General features: G+C 40.7%; 22 protein-coding genes. 3 read left to right on the top strand and 19 right to left on the bottom strand.

Features of this window, described 5'->3' with window-relative positions:
• Positions 1-96: 96 nt before the first annotated feature.
• The 18 genes from IGI52_RS10130 to IGI52_RS10215 all read right to left on the bottom strand — a co-directional run bounded on the left by IGI52_RS10130 (position 97) and on the right by IGI52_RS10215 (position 16,714).
• Positions 97-531 carry a F0F1 ATP synthase subunit epsilon gene (locus tag IGI52_RS10130; protein WP_010746747.1) on the bottom strand — a complete coding sequence of 145 codons (435 nt, stop codon included), beginning with the start codon at positions 529-531 and terminating at the stop codon, positions 97-99.
• A gap of 13 nt (positions 532-544) precedes the next feature.
• The gene (gene atpD, locus IGI52_RS10135) at positions 545-1,945 is read right to left on the bottom strand and encodes a F0F1 ATP synthase subunit beta (protein WP_016181237.1); all 1,401 of its coding nucleotides are present in this window, start codon (positions 1,943-1,945) and stop codon (positions 545-547) included.
• Positions 1,946-1,967: 22 nt separating this feature from the next.
• Positions 1,968-2,873 (bottom strand): F0F1 ATP synthase subunit gamma, encoded by a 906-nt coding sequence (locus IGI52_RS10140; RefSeq protein ID WP_034876827.1) that lies wholly within the window; start codon positions 2,871-2,873, stop codon positions 1,968-1,970.
• 15 nt (positions 2,874-2,888) lie between these two features.
• Positions 2,889-4,415 (bottom strand): F0F1 ATP synthase subunit alpha, encoded by a 1,527-nt coding sequence (gene atpA / locus IGI52_RS10145; protein WP_016181235.1) that lies wholly within the window; start codon positions 4,413-4,415, stop codon positions 2,889-2,891.
• 19 nt (positions 4,416-4,434) lie between these two features.
• Positions 4,435-4,980 (bottom strand): ATP synthase F1 subunit delta, encoded by a 546-nt coding sequence (gene atpH / locus IGI52_RS10150; RefSeq protein ID WP_016181234.1) that lies wholly within the window; start codon positions 4,978-4,980, stop codon positions 4,435-4,437.
• Entirely contained in the window at positions 4,970-5,491 is a 522-nt protein-coding gene (gene atpF / locus IGI52_RS10155; RefSeq protein ID WP_016181233.1) for a F0F1 ATP synthase subunit B, read from the bottom strand. The genes atpH and atpF overlap by 11 nt, the downstream gene beginning before the upstream one ends.
• Before the next feature lie 95 nt (positions 5,492-5,586).
• Positions 5,587-5,802 carry an ATP synthase F0 subunit C gene (gene atpE, locus IGI52_RS10160; protein WP_010746753.1) on the bottom strand — a complete coding sequence of 72 codons (216 nt, stop codon included), beginning with the start codon at positions 5,800-5,802 and terminating at the stop codon, positions 5,587-5,589.
• 37 nt (positions 5,803-5,839) lie between these two features.
• Positions 5,840-6,553 carry a F0F1 ATP synthase subunit A gene (gene atpB / locus IGI52_RS10165; protein ID WP_016181232.1) on the bottom strand — a complete coding sequence of 238 codons (714 nt, stop codon included), beginning with the start codon at positions 6,551-6,553 and terminating at the stop codon, positions 5,840-5,842.
• A gap of 288 nt (positions 6,554-6,841) precedes the next feature.
• Positions 6,842-7,306 (bottom strand): SsrA-binding protein SmpB, encoded by a 465-nt coding sequence (gene smpB / locus IGI52_RS10170; RefSeq protein ID WP_010746755.1) that lies wholly within the window; start codon positions 7,304-7,306, stop codon positions 6,842-6,844.
• Between the two features lies 1 nt (position 7,307).
• Positions 7,308-9,692 (bottom strand): ribonuclease R, encoded by a 2,385-nt coding sequence (gene rnr / locus IGI52_RS10175; RefSeq protein ID WP_016181231.1) that lies wholly within the window; start codon positions 9,690-9,692, stop codon positions 7,308-7,310.
• Positions 9,673-10,437 carry an alpha/beta hydrolase gene (locus tag IGI52_RS10180; protein ID WP_016181230.1) on the bottom strand — a complete coding sequence of 255 codons (765 nt, stop codon included), beginning with the start codon at positions 10,435-10,437 and terminating at the stop codon, positions 9,673-9,675. The genes rnr and IGI52_RS10180 overlap by 20 nt, the downstream gene beginning before the upstream one ends.
• 213 nt (positions 10,438-10,650) lie before the next feature.
• Positions 10,651-10,887, bottom strand: coding sequence for a preprotein translocase subunit SecG (gene secG, locus IGI52_RS10185; protein WP_010746758.1), 237 nt, complete (start codon positions 10,885-10,887; stop codon positions 10,651-10,653).
• Positions 10,888-10,968: 81 nt separating this feature from the next.
• Positions 10,969-11,244: a GNAT family N-acetyltransferase gene (locus IGI52_RS10190; RefSeq protein WP_016181229.1), complete on the bottom strand. Its 276-nt coding sequence runs from the start codon at positions 11,242-11,244 to the stop codon at positions 10,969-10,971.
• Positions 11,245-11,820: 576 nt separating this feature from the next.
• Positions 11,821-12,087 carry a (4Fe-4S)-binding protein gene (locus IGI52_RS10195; protein ID WP_016181228.1) on the bottom strand — a complete coding sequence of 89 codons (267 nt, stop codon included), beginning with the start codon at positions 12,085-12,087 and terminating at the stop codon, positions 11,821-11,823.
• A gap of 62 nt (positions 12,088-12,149) precedes the next feature.
• Entirely contained in the window at positions 12,150-12,485 is a 336-nt protein-coding gene (locus tag IGI52_RS10200) for a hypothetical protein (RefSeq protein WP_016181227.1), read from the bottom strand.
• A complete protein-coding gene (locus IGI52_RS10205) occupies positions 12,472-12,978 on the bottom strand; it encodes a gamma carbonic anhydrase family protein (protein WP_070503217.1) in 507 nt (168 codons plus the stop codon). The genes IGI52_RS10200 and IGI52_RS10205 overlap by 14 nt, the downstream gene beginning before the upstream one ends.
• 248 nt (positions 12,979-13,226) lie before the next feature.
• Positions 13,227-14,987: an ABC transporter ATP-binding protein gene (locus tag IGI52_RS10210; RefSeq protein ID WP_438781211.1), complete on the bottom strand. Its 1,761-nt coding sequence runs from the start codon at positions 14,985-14,987 to the stop codon at positions 13,227-13,229.
• Positions 14,984-16,714 (bottom strand): ABC transporter ATP-binding protein, encoded by a 1,731-nt coding sequence (locus IGI52_RS10215; RefSeq protein WP_016181224.1) that lies wholly within the window; start codon positions 16,712-16,714, stop codon positions 14,984-14,986. Before IGI52_RS10215 ends, IGI52_RS10210 begins: the two co-directional genes overlap by 4 nt.
• Before the next feature lie 359 nt (positions 16,715-17,073).
• Here IGI52_RS10215 and IGI52_RS10220 point away from each other — a divergent pair, with 359 nt between their 5' ends.
• The 3 genes from IGI52_RS10220 (at position 17,074) to IGI52_RS10230 (ending at position 19,712) form a co-directional block, all read left to right on the top strand.
• Entirely contained in the window at positions 17,074-17,286 is a 213-nt protein-coding gene (locus IGI52_RS10220) for a DNA-directed RNA polymerase subunit epsilon (protein WP_016181223.1), read from the top strand.
• Between the two features lies 1 nt (position 17,287).
• On the top strand, positions 17,288-18,964 hold the full coding sequence (rnjA, locus tag IGI52_RS10225) for a ribonuclease J1 (protein ID WP_016181222.1): 1,677 nt from the start codon (positions 17,288-17,290) through the stop codon (positions 18,962-18,964).
• Positions 18,965-19,208: 244 nt separating this feature from the next.
• On the top strand, positions 19,209-19,712 hold the full coding sequence (locus IGI52_RS10230; RefSeq protein ID WP_016181221.1) for a TetR/AcrR family transcriptional regulator: 504 nt from the start codon (positions 19,209-19,211) through the stop codon (positions 19,710-19,712).
• Positions 19,713-19,812: 100 nt separating this feature from the next.
• Here the strand turns inward: IGI52_RS10230 and IGI52_RS10235 are convergent, their stop codons facing one another.
• Positions 19,813-20,013: a cold-shock protein gene (locus tag IGI52_RS10235; RefSeq protein WP_016181220.1), complete on the bottom strand. Its 201-nt coding sequence runs from the start codon at positions 20,011-20,013 to the stop codon at positions 19,813-19,815.
• Positions 20,014-20,020 lie beyond the last annotated feature (7 nt).

A 20,020-nucleotide genomic window follows, 5' to 3' on the forward strand; every position in this document is an offset into this window, starting at 1 on the left:
AAAAATGCTGCAAAAGCCATATCAATAGCTTTTGCAGCACTAAAAAATTGTATTCACAAGTTCCAAAAATTATTTCTGGCTCAACCTGTAAAAGAATTAACGATGTTTCGAAACCTTGATTCGATTCATTGCACGGTGCAAAGCAACCTCGGCACGACTTAATTGGTCGGTATCTTGCTTTTCACGCGCTTCTTGAATTCTCGCTTCTGCACGTTGTTTTGCTCGTTCAGCACGAGACACATCAATATCACGTTCACGTTCAGCTGTATCAGCGATGATTGTCAACACGTTGTCACGAACTTCCATGATTCCACCGTTAACTGCAATCCAGTCCACGTGTGTATCAGAATCTGTTCGACGAACCCGAACTTCATCAATCGCAAGAGGTGCAATGATCGGTGCATGGTTTGGTAGAATACCGATTTCACCAGCAACCGTTTTAGCAACGACGATGGTGGCATTATGATCATAGACGTTGCCGTCTGGAGTAACAACGTTCACTTGCAGAACTTTGTTTTTTTCTTGTTCCATCGTGCACCTCTTTCTAGTAGCCTAAAGTTTTCGCTTTTTCGATAACGTCTTCGATGGTGCCGACACTACGGAAGGCATCTTCTGGAAGATCGTCGTATTTTCCTTCAAGGATTTCTTTAAAGCCTTCAACTGTTTTTTCAACTGGTACATAAGAACCAGGTTGACCAGTGAATTGCTCTGCTACGTTGAAGTTTTGTGACAAGAAGAATTGAATTCGACGAGCACGAGATACGATGACTTTTTCTTGGTCAGACAATTCGTCCATCCCTAAAATAGCAATAATATCTTGTAATTCACGGTAACGTTGTAAGACACGTTGAACTTCTGTTGCTACACGATAATGTTCTTCCCCAACGATTTCAGGAGCCAAAGCACTTGAAGATGAAGCCAATGGGTCAACGGCTGGATAAATCCCTTGTTCCGTTAATTTACGTTCCAAGTTTGTCGTTGCATCTAAATGGGCAAAAGCTGTCGCTGGTGCCGGGTCAGAATAGTCATCGGCTGGTACGTAAATGGCTTGGATTGAAGTGATCGAACCTTTTTTGGTTGAAGTGATTCGTTCTTGTAATTGCCCCATTTCAGTTGCCAAAGTTGGTTGATACCCAACGGCTGATGGCATACGTCCTAATAAGGCAGAAACTTCTGATCCGGCTTGAGTAAAGCGGAAGATGTTGTCAATAAATAGCAACACATCTTGTCCTTCTTCATCACGGAAATATTCAGCTAATGTCAAACCAGTCAAGGCAACACGCATACGTGCACCAGGCGGCTCGTTCATTTGTCCGAACACCATGGCTGTTTTCTCAATAACGCCAGAGTCTTTCATTTCATAATAAAGGTCGTTCCCTTCACGAGTACGTTCCCCAACACCGGTAAACACTGAAATACCACCGTGTTCTTGGGCGATATTATGAATTAATTCTTGGATCAAAACGGTTTTACCAACACCGGCACCACCGAATAGTCCGACTTTCCCACCTTTTAAATAAGGGGCTAATAAGTCGATAACCTTGATCCCTGTTTCCAAAATCTCGTTACTTGTACTAAGGTCTTCAAAAGCAGGCGCCTTTTTATGAATGCCGCTTCTTTCTGCATCTTCTGGAAAAGGTGCTTCTTTATCAATCGTTTCACCTAATACGTTAAACACACGACCTAGAGTATCTTTACCTACAGGAACGGAGATTGATTTGCCAGTATCGACAACTTCCATTCCACGTTGCAATCCATCAGTAGCCTCCATAGCGATTGTGCGGATAACACCATCACCAAGTTCCAAAGCAACTTCAAGAACAACTTTTGTTTTATCTTTTTTGTAAACAATCAACGCATTGTTGATGTCTGGTAAGGATTGATCTAAAGAAAATTCCACGTCGACAACGGGACCAATAACTTGAACAATCTTGCCTGAACTCATGTTTTTTCCTCCAATCTTGAAATTATTCTAATGCGGAAGCCCCGCCGACAATTTCAGTAATCTCTTGGGTGATCGCCGCTTGACGTGCCCGGTTGTATGAAATAGTTAGATCATCAATGATCGCACCTGCATTATCTGTCGCTGTCTTCATCGCTGTCATCCCGGCTGCATGTTCTGCTGTCTTAGCATCAACGATCGCGCCATAAATCAAACTTTCAGCATATTGCGGAAGTAGTTGATCAAGGATGGCTTCTTTTGAAGGTTCAAACAAATATTCTTCACGATACGTTTGTGCTTCACTTGGGTCCAAGTCAGAGATCGGCAGCATTTTTTCTACTCGGAACTGACTGGATAGTGAATTAACGTGATGGTTATAACAAACATACAGTTCATCAAAGACCTGATTTTCATACATACTGGTCGTCATCGAAACGATTTTTCGTACTTCATCAAAGCTTGGTTGATCCGATAAATTGCGTAATTCATAAGCTAATTTAACGCCGCGAGCTTTAAAAAAGTCCGCTCCGGTTCCACCAATGGCTAACAAAACATACTCATCAGCAGAATCATGATCATCTTCGAGCATTGACATGGTTTGTTTTAAAATCGAGCTGTTATAGCCTCCCACCAAACCGCCATCAGAAGTAATCACGATATAACCAGTTTTTTTGACTGGACGATTCAATAACATGCTGTGATAATTGATGCCGCCTAATTCACGACCAGAGTTTGCTAACTCAGTTAATTCGCTCGCTGTTAAGTGCGTCAATACCTCACGTACTTTTGAAGCATAAAGTTGGAATTTCGCTGAGTAGGCTTCTGACTTCGTTAATTTAGATGCTGAGACCATTTGCATAGCGTTGGTGATTTGACTTGTTTTCTTCGTCGATGCAATCCGTGTTTTGATTTCATTTAAGGATGCCATGATCTTTTTTCACCTCGATTATGCTTTTTCTTGGTTAGCGGAAGAAGCGTCAAAAATATCTTTGAATTCTTGGATTGCTTCATCTAATTTATCTGTATCTGGCAATTCTTTCGTATCACGAATCGTTGCAAATAAATCTGAGTGATTGGTTTCCAGATATTCGAATAATTGCGCTTCAAAATCTAAAATACTATTGACTGGGATACTATCAAGTACGCCATGAGTCAAGGCATAAAGAATCACGACTTGTTTTTCAACAGGCAGTGGCGCATGTAATTTTTGTTTTAATACTTCAACCGTTCGACGTCCACGATTCAATTTAGCTTGTGTTGCTGCATCCAAATCTGAACCGAATTGAGTGAAAGCTTCTAATTCACGGTAGCTGGCCAAATCTAAACGAAGTGTTCCGGCAACCTTTTTCATTGCTTTAATTTGTGCTGAACCACCAACACGGGATACGGATAGACCGGCATCAACGGCTGGACGAATACCCGCATAAAACAAATCATTTTCTAAAAAGATTTGTCCATCAGTGATTGAGATTACATTAGTAGGAATATAGGCTGAAATATCTCCTGCTTGTGTTTCTACGAATGGCAAGGCAGTCAATGAACCGCCGCCTAATTCATCTGAAAGTTTTGCCGCACGTTCCAATAGACGTGAGTGCAAATAAAAGACATCCCCTGGGTACGCTTCACGACCTGGCGGACGACGTAGTAATAATGACAGTTCACGGTAAGCAACGGCTTGTTTTGATAAATCATCAAAGACAACTAAAACGTGCTTGCCGTTGTACATGAATTCTTCACCCATCGCTGTTCCAGCGTAAGGCGCGATAAATAATAGCGGTGCAGGTTGAGATGCCCCCGCTGTTACGACGATGGTATAATCCATTGCGCCAAATTTACGAAGTGTTTCTACTTGTGAACGAACCGTTGATTCCTTTTGTCCAATTGCAACATAGATACAGATCATATCTTGACCTTTTTGGTTAATGATCGTATCAATCGCGATGGACGTCTTACCCGTTTTACGGTCACCAATGATTAATTCACGTTGCCCACGTCCGATTGGTACTAGGGCGTCGATGGCCTTTAAGCCTGTTTGCATTGGTTCTGATACTGATTTACGTTGCATAACGCCGGGAGCCATTGCTTCGACTGGACGTGTGTTTGTTGTTTCAATTGGACCCATTCCATCAACTGGTTGACCAAGCGGGTTCACAACACGACCGATCATGTTTTCGCCAACTGGCACTTCCATGATCTTACCGGTACGTTTTACTTTGTCTCCTTCACGAATGGACTCAAATTCACCTAGCACGATGATACCGACATCATTGCTTTCTAAGTTTTGTGCCATTCCATAAGAGCCGTTAGAAAACTCTAAAAGTTCTCCACTCATTGCATTTTCTAAACCGTGGGCACGGGCGATCCCATCCCCAACGTAAGTGACTGTTCCAATTTCTTCCACAGACAACTTATTGTCATAATTTTGAATCTGTTCTTTGATTAAAGCACTGATTTCTTCTGCTTTGATGGCCATTCATTTCACCTCTTCTTCTCTACTTTTTACTAAGTGCTGCTCGTAGACCATTTAATTGGCTGGCGAGGCTGCCGTCGATCACTTGATGATCGGCTTCAACAATGACACCGCCGAGAATTGATTCATCAACTATCGGGGTTAACGTGGCCTTCTGGTAGCCAAAAACATCAGCGACTTTTGCTTCAAGTTCATGTTTCTTTTCTTCAGAGAGTGGAACAGCCGTAGTGACTGTTCCGTGTGCGATTTTATTGCGTTCATCATAGCGACGTTCAAACTCGTCAATCATAAATGGCAGATCGTCACTACGATTATATTCAAATACTACTAATAGAAAATTTTTGACGATGCCGTCAAAACCGCCGGTGAAAGCATCCATAATGGCTTTCTTTTCAGCGCCTTCTAAACGAACATCCGTTAAAATATTTCCAAGATCGGGAATTTCTTTGCAGATTTCTCGAACAGTCAACAGCTCTTGATAAACGGTGTCGGCGGCTTTATTTTCGATCGCCAATTCAAACAAAGCTTTTCCATAGCGTTTACCAACAGTGTATTTATCAAGCTTCATGTTTCGTATTACCTAACTTATTCATATAGTCGTTGATCAAATCTTGATGAGCGTCTTGCGAAAGCTCTTTGCTCAAGATTTTTTCTGCGATTTGTAGAGAAAGTGTTGCCACATCATCCTTAACAGAAGTCAACGCGTTTTCACGTTCATCCTTAATTTCCGCTTGTGCGCGATCTTTCAGACGAGTCACTTCTTCTTTAGTATCTTTAATGATGTTTTGACGGCTTAGTTCGCCACTTTCTTTCGCATTTTTGATGATATCTGCCGCATCACTACGGGAACTTGCTAACTGAGTTTCGCGTTCTTTTTCTAACTCAGCAGCTTTGATCCGAGATTGTTCGGCAGAATCTAGATCATTGGCGATCTTATCTTCACGTTTTTTCAGAATGTCTTGAACGGCACCCCACGCGAATTTCTTTAATAGCGCCATTAGAATCACGAATGATAACGTAACGACGATTAAATTACCGAGTGTTGTATTGACAGCCTCAGCAATAACTAGATTCAGCATACTCGGTCTTCCTTTCTGTTCTTTCTCATGACAAAATCGTTATACGATTCTGTTGCTCATCTTTGGGATGAGTCTCAACAAAAAAGCGTCGATTATTAACCTTGGAAAACCATCAACATACCTAATACGACACCTAGAATTGGCACAGCTTCGATCAAACCAACACCGATAAACATGGTTGAACGAATTTGACCTGACATTTCTGGTTGGCGTGCCATTGATTCAATTGCTTTTGAGATTACTTGTCCGTTACCATAGCCAGCCCCAATTGCGGCTCCCATGATTGCGATTCCTGCACCGATAAAGTTCATAATAATTTTCCTCCTAAAAGTGTGTTAAATTTTTTTATTATTCTACCTCGATTTTATGACTGATATAAACCATAGATAGAGTAGTGAAAACAAACGCTTGGATACTACCGATAAATAGTGAGAATGCGATCCAAATCATTTCAAGCGGGATAGCAAATGGCAATGTCCACCATCCTGTGCTTGTCACCATGCTTGCGATCAATGAAAGCAATACTTCACCAGCGAAAATGTTACCGTATAGACGTAAGCCCAACGTAATAACATTTGTAAATTCTTCCATCAACTTAATAGGAAATAATCCTGCAGGTGTGAAAAAAGAATTTTTAATGTAGCTGCCTAGACCTAATTTTTCTGTACCTAGGTAATTGGCTAATACTAATACGAGTAAGGCCAATCCCATGGTTACAAAGGGGTTAGCAGTCGGGCTTTTCCAATAAGTCACTTCGTCACCTGTGACAATTTTTGTGACTAACCCGATTTGGTTTGCTACAAAAATAAATAAGAACAACGTAAATGAGAACAAACTAAAATTTCTGACTTCTTTACGAGGCATGTTGTCGCCAACAATATTCGTAGTAAAATCAATGACCCACTCAATTGCGTTTTGCTTTCCTTTGGGCTTCAATGATAGGTTGCGGGTAAATGTAAAAACCAGCAAGAAGACAATCACACATGTCAAAATGATCATTGTCGTAACCGTACCATCGAACCATACGGGACCAATATGGAAAACCCAAGATTTTTCATCCAATTCAGTTCACCTCTCTTCCCAGCGACTCGCGTCAGCTCGTGGCTGCTTAGCGCTGCTCCTCAAAATACTATCGTATGTTACCACCAGAGAAAGAAAATTTCAAAGAATTTTCTTGAAATTTTTCGAATAACTCGCATTCTTTTTTTAAATAGTTATTTTATTTTGAGTTAAACGGCTCCAATCGTTAATTTAGCCCACAAAATGGCTAGTATAGATTGTAACTAATCCTATCAAAATCCATTGTGAAGTAAAGAAATTCTCACCAAATATGCGAAAAAGAATATTTTACTAGCGAGAATAATTTTTTAACGTTCGACTGATCTGACGATCGACATCTTTGCGCTTCAAACTTTCCCGTTTATCATACTGATGTTTCCCTTTAGCGACACCTATCAAAACCTTCGCATACCCATCTTTTAGATAGACCTTTAATGGAACCAGCGTTATTCCCGTATTTTTAACTTCACCAGCTAATCGAGCAATTTGTTTTTTATGCATGAGCAGTTTCCGTGTGCGTACCGGATCATGATTAAAAATATTTCCTTGCTCGTATGGACTGATGTGAACATTGTATAAAAAGGCTTCGCCATTTCTAATTCGTGCAAAACCATCCTTCAAGTTGATTCGGCTATTGCGAATCGATTTGATTTCTGTTCCTTGCAAAACAATCCCTGCTTCGATCGTATCAATGATCGTATAATCATGGCGTGCCTTTTTATTTTGTGCCACTAATTTGCCTTCACCCTTTGGCATATTATCCCTTCTTTCTACCTGTTTTTTTCTTTTTAGCTACTGATTTATAAAAAGGCTTCTTGCCTTTTTTCTTTTTCTTGTCTTTACCTGTTGTTTTTTGGCGATCTGAATTTTTGCCTTTACCATAATTCTTTTCAGATTTTTTATTATTTTTGCGTCCGCCAGTTGGTTTACGGCGCTGGTCGCGACGATTATTTCCTGGCACCTCTAATGCAGGGATTTCTTCTGCTTCTAGTAGCTCAAAATCAATCTCTCTAGTCCGAGGATCGGATTTTGTGACTTTCACTCGGACCTTTTGACCAATCTTAAAGGTCTGTCGAGTACGTTCCCCAACTAATGCTAATTGGTTTTCAATAAAGTGGAAATAGTCTTGTTTTAGCTCATTTAAATGGATCATTCCTTCGACCGTATTCGGTAGCTCAATGAAAATACCAAATTTTGTGACCGAGCTGATGATACCGTCAAACTCTTCACCGACTTTATCCGCCATGTATTCTGCTTTCTTCATGCTGTCAACTTCACGCTCTGCTTCTACCGCACGGCGTTCCATTTTCGAACTATGGTCCGCAATTTCCGGTAAAGCTTCCGCCCATTTCTCTTTTGTCGCTTCACTTTGATCATTACTATAAGAGCGAATCAATCGGTGAACGATCAAGTCAGGATAACGACGAATTGGTGAGGTAAAGTGAGTGTAATATTCCGCAGCTAATCCATAATGCCCATAATTATCCTCTGAATAGCGCGCCTGCTGCATACTGCGCAGCAACATGGTATTGATGACAGCTGCTTCTGGCTTCTCTTCTACATCATGAATCACTTGCTGCAGATCCTTCGGTGTGATCGTATTCTTTGTTCCTTTGACTAAAATACCTAACGCCGCGGCGAAATCAAAGAAACGCTGCATTTTTTCTTCTTTAGGTTGTTCGTGAATCCGATAGATAAAGGGCAGCTTCAAACGATTGAAGTGTTCAGCCACCGTTTCGTTGGCAGCTAACATGAAGGACTCAATCAATCGTTCCCCCACACCACGTTCACGGAGTTCAATATCTGTCGGGCGTCCTTCAGAATCCACAAGAATTTTCGCTTCACGGTCCTCAAAGTTGATAGCGCCACGGCGATTCCGACGTGATTCAAGAATTTGATGGAGCTCCTTCATCAAACGGAACATCGGAACTAATTCTTGATAACGTTTGATTGTTTCTGGATTCTCTTCTTCCAAAATATCATTTACCGCTGAGTACGTCATACGTTCACTGGTTTGAATGACACTTTGGAAAATCTCATGCTGAACAATCGTTCCACCTGGATCAATTTCCATCTCACAACTCATCGTCAAACGCGGCACCTGTGGATTTAAGGAACAGATCCCATTAGATAAACGTTGCGGAATCATTGGAATCACACGATCGGTCAAATAGACACTCGTTCCTCGTTCAAAGGCTTCTTTATCCAATAGGCTTTCTTCCGTTACATAATAAGAAACATCAGCGATATGGACGCCTAAAAAGTAGTTCCCATTAGCCAATTTTCGAACGGTTACCGCATCATCTAAATCCTTTGCATCGGCACCATCGATGGTTACGATTTGCTGATCCCGTAAATCCCGGCGCCCAACCAAATCAGATTCCGCGATTGTATCAGGTACTTGCTCTGAGGCTGTCTGGACCTCATCTGGAAACTGCGTTGGAATCCCCTGCGCAATTACAATTGACAAAATATCCATTCCTGGATCATTTTTATGCCCGACTACTTTCGTAACGATACCTTCCAAGCTAGTAGCATAGCCCTTTTCCGGATAGTGAGTGATCTCAACAATAACGATACTGCCATCAACTGGCTGAATCCCTTCAGCGGCAATAAAAACCTTAAATTGCGCGCTTTTTTTGTCTTTTGGCGTTACATAGCCAAACAGATCAGATTCCGCGATTTCATCGACATCAAAGGCGGTAAATTCTCCAACAATTTGTTGGATTTTTCGTTCCTTGATGGACACCACTCGGCCTTCTGCTCCGCGATCGGAAAAAAGGTCCGCCGTTTTTTGGATATCAATCATGACGATGTCACCATCCATCGCAAAATTCGTCGCTTCTTTGGGAATAAAGATATCCGGCTCTTCTGGATCAATCGTGACAAAACCAAATCCTCGCTCATTCCGACGAAAGATGCCTTCTACTTCGATGGGTTGAAAAGGCAGTTTAATCCGACCTTTTTTATTAAACTCTACGGCCTTTTCCCGTTCTAATTGCGCAACTGTTTGGACTAAAAGTTTATATTCCTCACTTTTACGCATGTTTAAAATTTCTGCTAATTCTTCCATTGAAAGACTTTTTTTGTTGGCTGCTTTCAATCCAGCCAATATTTCTGCTTTAATTGTTTTTCTCTCCATTATTTTCTCTCCAACCAAGAGCGGCTAAAAAATCTGCCACATCTTGTTCTAATTGTCTTCTTTCAGGTCCCACAGTAATTACATGACCACTTTTGGGATACCAATTCAAGGAAAAAGCTGTCTGCTGCAGCCGCTCTGCTGTCCGAAAAACACCATCGGCTTCAATCATTTCATCTTTTCCCGCCTGTGCCATAAAAAATGGGCTTTTGATTTGTGTCAGATTTTCATAAGCAATCTGAGCTTGTTTCTCAATCGTCGCCAGTTGTTGTTCTACTAACGGACGATAACTTTCGATTTTTTCTTCTGTCGTTTCTTTACCATTTCGTTCTAGCACTTGTTGCGCATATAATAGGAAGTTTTTCGTCACGTTGGTTTTTACTGGAGCGATCGGCGAACAGAAAAAACCACCACCGATAAAACTGTCAGGCTGCTCACATAATAAGCGAGTGGCCAAAGTACCGCCCATTGAAAGACCAAATACCGCAATTTCTTGAAATCCTTTTGATTGTAGAAATTCTACTGCTTCCTGACTGTCTTGCCACCATTGTTCAGAATGCTCGTGTAAGATATCCAGCGGATCAGACGTGCCGTGTCCGGTAAAGAGCGGCGCATAAATCGTGTAATCTAATTTTTCTAAAAAGCGAGCAAGCATTCGCACATCATTGGGACTACCTGAATAGGCATGTAATAATAAGACCGCTCGCTTTCCGTGAGGCAAAAACAGCGATTCAGGGACTTGTACCATGAGTAATCACTCCTATCTTGTAATTAGGTAAATGAAAAAACGAAAAACGATCGTTCCTTCTCGATTTGCATATTTTCTATCTAAGCAGCACATTAAGCCTTTACGTAAACGAGACAGACGTACTGAAGCAACTGTTTTTCTTGCTTATCTTCAAGTGTACTTGATTTAGTGTAAATACAAAATAAAAAAGACCTCTCAAGTGAGAGGCCGGTTTTATTTGCTTGATAAAAACATTAATACGAAGAGCAAAATCATCCAAATCGCACCTAAAACTGCGGTTGATCGTTGCATCACAGCCTCAAAGCCGCGTGCTTTTTGCTTTCCGAATAATTGATCCGCGCCACCAGTAAAAGCACTCGCAGCACTATTTTGTTTGCTAGGTTGCATCATGATCGTGATAACGATGATCACTGACAAAACTAAGATAACACCCAAAATAAAATTATACAAAAGATGATCCTCCTTATTTCCAAACTACCTCATTTTTTACTTTAGCACAATTGACGTCGTTTGACTAGAGAAGTCCCAAACTTATTTTCTTAAAACATCTGCATATTCTGATTTTTCTTCAAATTCTTTTTTAGCAAATGGGCAAAGCGGAATAATTTTTTTTCCTTCCTTGCGCGCTTTTTCGACTCCCGCTGCCACGAGTTTTTCTGCTAAGCCTTGTCCACGATAGGTTGGGTCAACAAAGGTGTGATCAATAATCATGATTTCTGGACCCGCATTCGACCAAGTCATTTCTCCTGCTTCTTCTTGTTCATCATTCAATAAGACAAAACGCTCTTTTTCTTCTTTGATTTCCATAATACCGCTCCTTACTCATAATAAATGGATTAATTTTTCCTACAGAAAAATTGGTCTGATTTTCGTGCCGTATGTCATTCCTCTATACTTCATTGGACTCTGACTGGCTGTTTTGGATCCTACTTGATTCAGCTGTAATCCTGCGAAAAGAGGAACTGAAATCCTTACTCATAATAAAATGGATTAATTTTTCCTACAGAAAAATTAGTCTGATTTTCGTGCCGTATGTCATTCCTCTATACTTCATTGGACTCTGACTGGCTGTTTTGGATCTTTCTTGATTCAGCTGTAATCCTGCGAAAAGAGGAACTGAAATCCTTACTCATAATAAATGGATTAATTTTTCCTACAGAAAAATTGGTCTGATTTTCGTGCCGTATGTCATTCCTCTATACTTCATTGGACTCTGACTGGCTGTTTTGGATCTTTCTTGATTCAGCTGTAATCCTGCGAAAAGAGGAACTGAAATCCTTACTCATAATAAATGGATTAATTTTTCCTATAGAAAAATTGGTCTGATCTTCGTAATATAGTTATTTCTCTAAACTCGTCCATGAACTGACAACTTGGCAGTTTTTAATTTTTACTGACGTATTTCAGCGCACCGCTTGGACAGGTATCTACGACATAGCTGGCATTTTCTACGCTGCCGTTATCGGGAATAATCCACGGTCTACGGCCCACCTCAAAAATTTCCGGATTTCCCCGTACACAATTTCCAATGTGTGCGCAAATATCCTTATTGTAGTAAATGTCGATACCGTCACCGTGATATTTGCGATACCCTTGGGACAATAATTCTTCTTCATTCACCGGCTCTTGATCAAATTTACTTCCGTCCATTTCATCACTTCCTTTTAGTAAGATTATACTGGGATACAGGAAAAAATTACACTAATTCGTCTTTAAGCCAGCAGTTCAATGAGCGTCTGCATGGCTTGATGAGCATCTGCTTGATCTGGAAAGGCCAAGACAAAGGATCTACCGCCCACAGTTTCTATGATCAATTCAAAGATTCCAGCCTGTTGACGAATTGCAAATGGTTTTAAACTATCTACGGGATAATAAACATTTCGCGGTTCCTTGGTTAATTGATCTTCTTCCAACACATGTAGTCCCCGACTAGAAAAAATCAAAAAATGTTCCGCTTGATCTTCATAGATAGCCAATTGATTTAAGCCATCATCTGGAAACAATGCTCGTAATTGCGCTTGAAGTAATAAGAAACTAGTTTCCTTCATGAGTGACTCCCTGAATTCGAGAGATTGTATTCTTTGAATAAGCCTGTCCCAATTCAAAATAGTGTTGCGCATTCCTTCGATTTTTTTCAATTTCTTCCGGCGTCAATTGACGAATCACCCGTGCTGGCGATCCGAAAGCCAACGAGTTGGCTGGAATAACGGTTCCTTCTGTTACTAAGGACCCCGCCCCAATCAAACTATTTTCGCCGATTTCTGCATGATTCAACACAGTTGCCCCCATGCCGATCAGCGCCCCTGAGTGAATCGTACAGCCATGAATAATGCAGGCATGACCAATCGTTACATAATCCTCAATCACTGTTGGTGCATCATGATCCACATGAACAACCGTCCCATCTTGGACATTCGTCATTTTGCCAATCGAAATCGTATTGCTGTCACCTCTCAAAACACTTTGAAACCAAATTGTGGACCCCTCGCCTAATGTTACATCACCGTAAACATCTGCACTGTCTGCAATAAAATTTTCCATAGTTTTTCCCTCGCTCAACTCTGTTTTTTATTATTTCGATACAAGTCGTTCGCCAAATAAGTATAGCATTTATTGTGAAATTCTTCCTTTCTAGTTTACGTTTGAGAACCTAGAAAATCCTTTTGCAGCAAAAATTTAATTAGGAAAAAAAGCTGAGCCAAAAGTCTTTTAAACTTTCAGCTCAGCTCCTTTTTACGAATAAACGACACTCATAATGCTGAACGCTTATGAATCGACCTCTAAACGTTCTATTCTGCTTCCTCCATAAACTGGCTGTTATACAGCTGCTCGTAGAATCCGCCTTGTGCTAATAATTCGGTATGCGTGCCATGTTCGATAATCTGTCCATTTTTCATGACTAGAATATGATCCGCATCGCGAATCGTCGATAACCGGTGGGCAATCACAAAACTTGTCCGCCCCTCCATGACACGGTCCATTGCTTTTTGAATCAGACCTTCTAACCGAGTATCGACAGAACTAGTCGCCTCATCCAAAATCAAGATTTTAGGATCAGAAATAATCGCTCGCGCAATCGTCAGTAATTGCTTCTGCCCAAGAGAAACATTGTCTCCCTCAGAATTGATCTCCATTTCATACCCACTAGGCATCGTCCGAATAAAATGATCTACATTGGCAGTCTTCGCGGCATCAACGACCTCATAATCCGTCGCCTCTAAACGTCCAAAACGAATATTATCTCCAATCGTTCCTTCGTACAGCCAAGCATCCTGAAGCACCATTCCGAATAAGGAGCGAACATCCGAGCGATTCATTTCTTGAGTGTTTACCCCATCAATGAGAATTCTTCCACTATTGATGTCATAAAAACGCATCAACAGGTTAATCAAGGTTGTTTTACCAGCACCGGTTGGACCTACAATCGCTACCGTTTCTCCAGCTTTTACTTCAAAGCTCAAATCCTCGATCAATGGTTTCTTCGGATCATAACTGAATTGAACATGATCAAAGACCACATTTCCTTGTACTGGTTCTGGCAACGGCAGATCGTGGTCATTCAATTCTTCTTCTGGTTCATCCAAAATTTCAAAAACCCGTTTAGCTGAAGCCGAAGCACTTTGGATCATTGAAGACAGCTGAGTGATTTCTCCCATCGGCTGGCTGACTTGCCATATATATTGAATAAAGGCTTGCAGCTGACCAACTAAGATTACCCCATGAATAACGTTCCAGCTTCCTAGTATCGCCATCGCAATATATGTCGCATACGCCGTCAATTGCACCAGTGGCTGCATCAAGCTGGAAACAAAGGAAGCTCGGAAACCAAAGCGACGAAGCTCATGATTGACTTTACTAAACCCTGCCAAGGTTTCTTTTTCCCGTCCATATAGTTTTAAGACACTGAAACCGGTCATATTTTCTTGGACGTAACCATTCATTTCTCCCAAAGAATTCTGCATTCCTTGAAAATCCTTTTGCGAAACCTGAACGATTTTTCGAGTGATGACGAGGGATAATGGAATCATAATCATCGAAATCAAAGCCATCATCGGATTGATATAAAACATCATAGCAACTGCTAATAAGATACCCAACACCGCATTAATTGATTTAATGATCGCCTGCTGCATGGCGTTGCTGACAGCATCCACGTCATTAGTTACTCGCGACAAAATATTTCCTTGCTGATTGCGGTCAAAATAAGAAACCGGCAAACGATTGATCTTAGCCTCAATATCCTCCCGCAAATCGCGCATCGCTGACTGTACGACATTGGCCATCAGCCAACCCGTTCCTAGCTGTGTTCCGCAATAAACGATACCGACAATCACGATCACGATCAGCCACTTAAAGACATAATCAAAATTAATAGATTCACCCTGTGCGATATTTTTGCTGACCTCCGTTGTCGGCAGTCCAGTTAGATACGGCATCCACGTCCCCAAAATTAAGGCCGCTACCGCAAGGATCAGCACAATAATGAAAGACTTTTTGTATGGATTGATATAATGCATCAACCGTTTTAAAGAAGAAATGCTGTTTCTCATGCTAATTCCTCCTTTGATAATTGTGATGCGGCGATGTCATAATAGATCGGACATTTCTCTAACAATTCCCGATGTGTTCCGATCCCCACAACATCTCCTTCGTTCAACACGACAATTTTGTCCGCATGCATGATCGTTCCCACTCGCTGAGCAACGATCAAGACCACAGATTCAGTTGTCTCCTTTTTCAATCGAGCACGAAGTTTTGCATCTGTCTGATAATCTAATGCAGAAAAGCTGTCATCAAAGATATAAATTTCAGGGCGGCGAATCACCGCTCGCGCGATCGCCAAGCGTTGCTTTTGTCCGCCAGAGAAATTACTCCCGCCTTCTGCTAATTCTTCTTGATAGCCCTTTGGTTTCTGCGAGATAAATTCCGCAGCTTGTGCAATTTCAGCTGCCTGCTCCATCTCAGCCTGCGTGGCATTCTTTTTTCCGTAACGCAAATTATCTTCAATCGTTCCAGTAAATAATTGGGCCTTTTGTGGGATATAACCGATTTTTTCCCGTAAATCTTTCAATTGATAATCACGTACATCTTGTCCGTTGACTAATACCTGACCCTCCGTCACATCGTAAAAACGCGGAATCAATTGAATCAATGTCGATTTTCCTGAACCGGTACTGCCGATAAAAGCCACCGTTTCACCTGCTTTTGCCGTAAAGCTGACATTGCGTATCACCGGACTTTCTGAGTGACCTGGATAAGCAAATGTTACATTACGAAATTCCAATGAACCTCTTTCTGTTGGTTCTGCTGTTTTTTCAGGATTGTCTTTGATAATTGGTTCCATATCAAAAACCTCTTGAATCCGTTCTGCTGAAACATTCGCTCGCGGATACATCATGAACACTGTAGCAAACAGCATGAAGGAGAATAACGCGTGAAAAATATATTCGATAAAAGCGATTAACGTTCCAACTGCCAAGGCACCATCGCTGATTTGCACAGTCCCGTTCCAGATGATCAAGACCATCACGATATTAAATAGGAAGAAAAATCCTGGCTGTGCTACTGCCATTAAATGAAACAGGCTTTTTGAACTATTCGTATAGGCATCATTCACTAAGCGAAAACGCGTTTCTTCGAATTTTTCATTGACAAACGCCCGAATCACACGTAAGCCTGAAAGGTTTTCCCGTAGAATGCCGTTAATATTATCTAGGTTCTTTTGCTGCTTCGTTGACAATGGTTCCGAATATTTTGCGATCAGGATGACTGCCAATAATAGTATCGGCAACGCCAACAACACGTATATCCCTAAACCTGGACTCGTTCGTATAATCAAATACAAGCTCATGCCAAACATCATGGGTGTCATAAAACCTGTAGTCAAAATATTCTGCATGAACAGCATAATTTGATAGGCATCATTGGTTGTGCGTGTAATCAATGAGGGTACACCAATCTGTTCATATTCTGAATGGGAAAAGCTTTGGATCTTTTCGAACAGATCATCGCGAATCGCAGCGACCATTCTAGAGGTGATCTGAGAACTGAAGTAACGCAGCGAAATACTCATGACAATTCCAACTACAGTGATCGCAATCATTAGGATCCCCATCTTCTGTACGTAGTTAAAATCGTTATTTCCAATTCCCTTATCAATCATCATTGCCAAAATCGTCGGCAGTCCTAACTCGATCAGGATAAACCCAAAAACACTGATAAAATCAAATAATAATAGCTTTTTGTAACGCAAGGTATAGCGCAACATTAACTTCATTTTTCTCGCCTCTTTCTATACCGTAATGTCTCCAATATAGCATAAAAAAAATACTTCTGCCTGCATGAAAAATTGTTTTTCTACTTTTACTTTTTTAGACTTTCTGAAAATTTCTAAGGAATCCTCATTTCCCTTCCTAGTTTCTATACTTCTTATTTATTCTGTGATAAACTACAGGTAATTGTTGTAAGAACAACCCAAAGAACGGTGAAATTGTTTTTTCAAGCAAGAAGCAAAGACGAGGCTTCTTCTCAGCGCTTTAAATAAGCTAAAGCGTCGAGCATAAAAAAATAGGTGGCAGCCGCCCCTCATTTTGTCGTGGAAAAAATTGCTATAAAGCAAATAAAGGAGATAGATTCATGATTTACAAAGTTTATTATCAAGAAACCAAAGAACGGAACCCAAAACGCGAACAAACTCACTCATTGTATGTAGAAGCAGACAACGAAGAAATCGTTCACAATTTATTACGCGAAAATACCCCATATAACGTGGAATACATTCAACTTTTAGAAGGCAATCATTTAGAATATGAAAAAGAGAATGCTGACTTCAAGTTAATGGAGTTCTAATATGAAACTTTCGCTAAAAAACAATGAAACTGGTGTCTTTGCCATTGGTGGATTGGGCGAAATCGGAAAAAATATGTATGGGGTTCAATTCCAAGATGAAATCATCATTATTGATGCTGGAATAAAATTTCCTGAAGATGATTTACTAGGAATTGATTATGTCATTCCCGATTTTAGTTATGTAATCCAAAACCTCAATAAGGTTAAAGCATTAGTAATTACACACGGACACGAAGATCATATCGGCGGCGTACCGTATTTATTGAAACAAGCAAACATTCCTATTTACGCAGGGGCGTTAGCTTTGGCTTTAATCAAGAATAAATTGGACGAGCATGGTTTATTGCGTGATGCAGAATTACATGAGATCGACGAGGATTCTGTGATTCGTTTCCGCAAAACGTCTGTGAGCTTTTTCCGTACGACTCATAGTATCCCTGATCCATTAGGTGTTGTAGTTAAAACACCGTCAGGAAATATCGTAGAAACAGGAGATTTTAAATTCGACTTTACACCAGTCGGTCAACCTGCGAACCTGCATCGAATGGCTAAGCTTGGAGAAGAAGGCGTATTGTGCTTGCTTTCTGACAGCACCAATGCCGAAGTGCCAACATTTACGAAATCTGAGCAGACAATTGGACAGTCCATTTTGCGCATTATGGAAAAAATTGAAGGACGAATTATTTTCGCTACCTTCGCTTCCAATATTTCCCGTTTGCAGCAAGCTGCTTCAGCCGCTGTGGCAACAGGGCGTAAAATAGCCGTCTTCGGACGCAGTATGGAAAACGCGATCGTCAACGGACAAAAATTAGGCTACATCACAGTTCCTGATGGTACATTCGTGGATGCACATGAAATAAACAATTTGCCAGCAAACGAATTGATGATTTTATGTACTGGATCGCAAGGTGAACCAATGGCGGCTCTTTCACGAATCGCTAATGGTACGCACCGTCAAATCCAAATTCAACCGGATGATACAGTGATCTTCTCAAGCTCGCCTATTCCTGGAAACACAACCAGCGTCAACCATTTGATCAATCTGCTTTCAGAAGCAGGCGCTGAAGTCATTCATGGAAAAGTCAATAACATTCATACTTCAGGTCACGGTAGTCAGCAGGAACAAAAACTGATGCTGCGCCTGATGAAGCCAAAATATTTTGTTCCCATCCACGGTGAATTCCGAATGTTGAAAATCCATACAGGATTAGCACAAGATACTGGCGTTCCTGAAGAAAATTGCTTTATCATGGAAAATGGCGATATGCTTGCATTGACTGCAGACAGCGCACGGCGAGCTGGTCATTTCAATGCTAGTGATGTCTATGTAGACGGCAGCGGTATCGGCGACATCGGCAACGTGGTCTTACGCGATCGTCGCATTCTTTCAGAAGAAGGCTTAGTTCTTTCTGTCGCAACTGTTGATATTGAGAAAAAAGAAATCCTAGCTGGTCCAGATATTTTGTCTCGCGGATTTGTATACATGCGTGAATCTGGCGAAATGATTAATGAAGGACAACGGATTTTGTTCCATGCATTACGAGAGGCCTTAAATGAGGCTGGCTGTACTGAAGCTAAATTGAAAAATGCGATGGTAGCTGCCTTGCAACCGTTCCTATTTGATCAAACAGAGCGCCATCCAATGATTCTACCGATGATCATGACCCCTGATAATTAAACAAAAACATCCATCTGATTTCCTAGATGGATGTTTTTTTATTCTTGAGCTTACTATCATTTTCTAACCGATAAAAAATAATTTTCAGTTTTTATGCAAAAAAAAGTATTATTTTCTTGAAATTATCAAAAATCAATTGACAATCAGCTGCTTTATTTGCACAATGAAAGTTAGTTAGAAAAAGCTATAAATTAACACGTGTTATTTTATAGCTTCTTCAATCCAAAATAAAGGAAGATTAATTATGGTAAGAACTCAACGCGTGCAACGAAGCCAGATTATAGATGGTGCTTATCAATTGATTATCAATGAAGGCTTCAAAAAATTTCATGCTCGTAATATCGCACAACATATCGCTTGTTCAACCCAGCCAATCTATCGTGAGTTTGCGAATCTGGCGGAGCTAAAGTCGGTTTTAACTACCCGCGTTTTATTGAAATATGCCGATTTTCTGGAAGATCAGGAACCAAAGACACTACAAGCTCTCTCAAAAGCGATAACCAATTATGCCACCGATTACCCAGATGAATTCTATCGCTTTTTTCTACAGGATTCTGATACGATTCAATTAACTAAGCAAGTCACTAGAGACATATTTAATACCATTAAGCCTGAAAAAAGTACCAGCCTCTTCTTTGATTTTTTCTGGCAATACTGTATCGGTAAAGCCGCATTAGCAGTTAATAATGCCAATCATGTCGAAAATTTAGAAGAGGATCGCTTCTTCCAATTTTCGACGGAAAATTAAATCGTTACTGCTTCTCATATGCAAAATATATGAAAGAAACCAAGCAAATCAGAACCAAAATAAAAAGCCTTAGAGATTTTTTCTCTAAGGCTTTGTCGTATTATTGCTTAGTTACGTTAGCTGCTTGAGGTCCGCGATCGCTTTCTTCAACATCGAAAGTTACTGCTTGTCCTTCTTCTAATGTTTTAAAACCGTCGCCTTGGATAGCTGAGAAATGTACGAATACATCGCTGCCATCTTCACGAGTGATGAAGCCAAAACCTTTTTCTGCGTTAAACCATTTTACTGTTCCGTTTTCCATGAATAAA

The sequence above is a fragment of the Enterococcus sp. DIV0187 genome, assembly GCF_051713785.1.
GTDB lineage: Bacteria > Bacillota > Bacilli > Lactobacillales > Enterococcaceae > Enterococcus_A > Enterococcus_A avium.

Coding starts and splice junctions, on each gene's coding strand:
- IGI52_RS10180 (WP_016181230.1), bottom strand. CDS start 10,437: ATGGTACAAGTCCCTGAATCGCTGTTTTTGCCTCACGGAAAGCGAGCG.
- atpE (WP_010746753.1), bottom strand. CDS start 5,802: ATGAACTTTATCGGTGCAGGAATCGCAATCATGGGAGCCGCAATTGGG.
- IGI52_RS10210 (WP_438781211.1), bottom strand. CDS start 14,987: ATGAGAAACAGCATTTCTTCTTTAAAACGGTTGATGCATTATATCAAT.
- IGI52_RS10235 (WP_016181220.1), bottom strand. CDS start 20,013: ATGGAAAACGGAACAGTAAAATGGTTTAACGCAGAAAAAGGTTTTGGC.
- IGI52_RS10190 (WP_016181229.1), bottom strand. CDS start 11,244: ATGGAAATCAAAGAAGAAAAAGAGCGTTTTGTCTTATTGAATGATGAA.
- IGI52_RS10220 (WP_016181223.1), top strand. CDS start 17,074: ATGATTTACAAAGTTTATTATCAAGAAACCAAAGAACGGAACCCAAAA.
- IGI52_RS10195 (WP_016181228.1), bottom strand. CDS start 12,087: ATGGACGGAAGTAAATTTGATCAAGAGCCGGTGAATGAAGAAGAATTA.
- IGI52_RS10230 (WP_016181221.1), top strand. CDS start 19,209: ATGGTAAGAACTCAACGCGTGCAACGAAGCCAGATTATAGATGGTGCT.
- IGI52_RS10205 (WP_070503217.1), bottom strand. CDS start 12,978: ATGGAAAATTTTATTGCAGACAGTGCAGATGTTTACGGTGATGTAACA.
- rnjA (WP_016181222.1), top strand. CDS start 17,288: ATGAAACTTTCGCTAAAAAACAATGAAACTGGTGTCTTTGCCATTGGT.
- atpF (WP_016181233.1), bottom strand. CDS start 5,491: ATGCTGAATCTAGTTATTGCTGAGGCTGTCAATACAACACTCGGTAAT.
- atpA (WP_016181235.1), bottom strand. CDS start 4,415: ATGGCCATCAAAGCAGAAGAAATCAGTGCTTTAATCAAAGAACAGATT.
- rnr (WP_016181231.1), bottom strand. CDS start 9,692: ATGGAGAGAAAAACAATTAAAGCAGAAATATTGGCTGGATTGAAAGCA.
- IGI52_RS10200 (WP_016181227.1), bottom strand. CDS start 12,485: ATGAAGGAAACTAGTTTCTTATTACTTCAAGCGCAATTACGAGCATTG.
- smpB (WP_010746755.1), bottom strand. CDS start 7,306: ATGCCAAAGGGTGAAGGCAAATTAGTGGCACAAAATAAAAAGGCACGC.
- IGI52_RS10215 (WP_016181224.1), bottom strand. CDS start 16,714: ATGAAGTTAATGTTGCGCTATACCTTGCGTTACAAAAAGCTATTATTA.
- atpH (WP_016181234.1), bottom strand. CDS start 4,980: ATGAAGCTTGATAAATACACTGTTGGTAAACGCTATGGAAAAGCTTTG.
- IGI52_RS10130 (WP_010746747.1), bottom strand. CDS start 531: ATGGAACAAGAAAAAAACAAAGTTCTGCAAGTGAACGTTGTTACTCCA.
- atpD (WP_016181237.1), bottom strand. CDS start 1,945: ATGAGTTCAGGCAAGATTGTTCAAGTTATTGGTCCCGTTGTCGACGTG.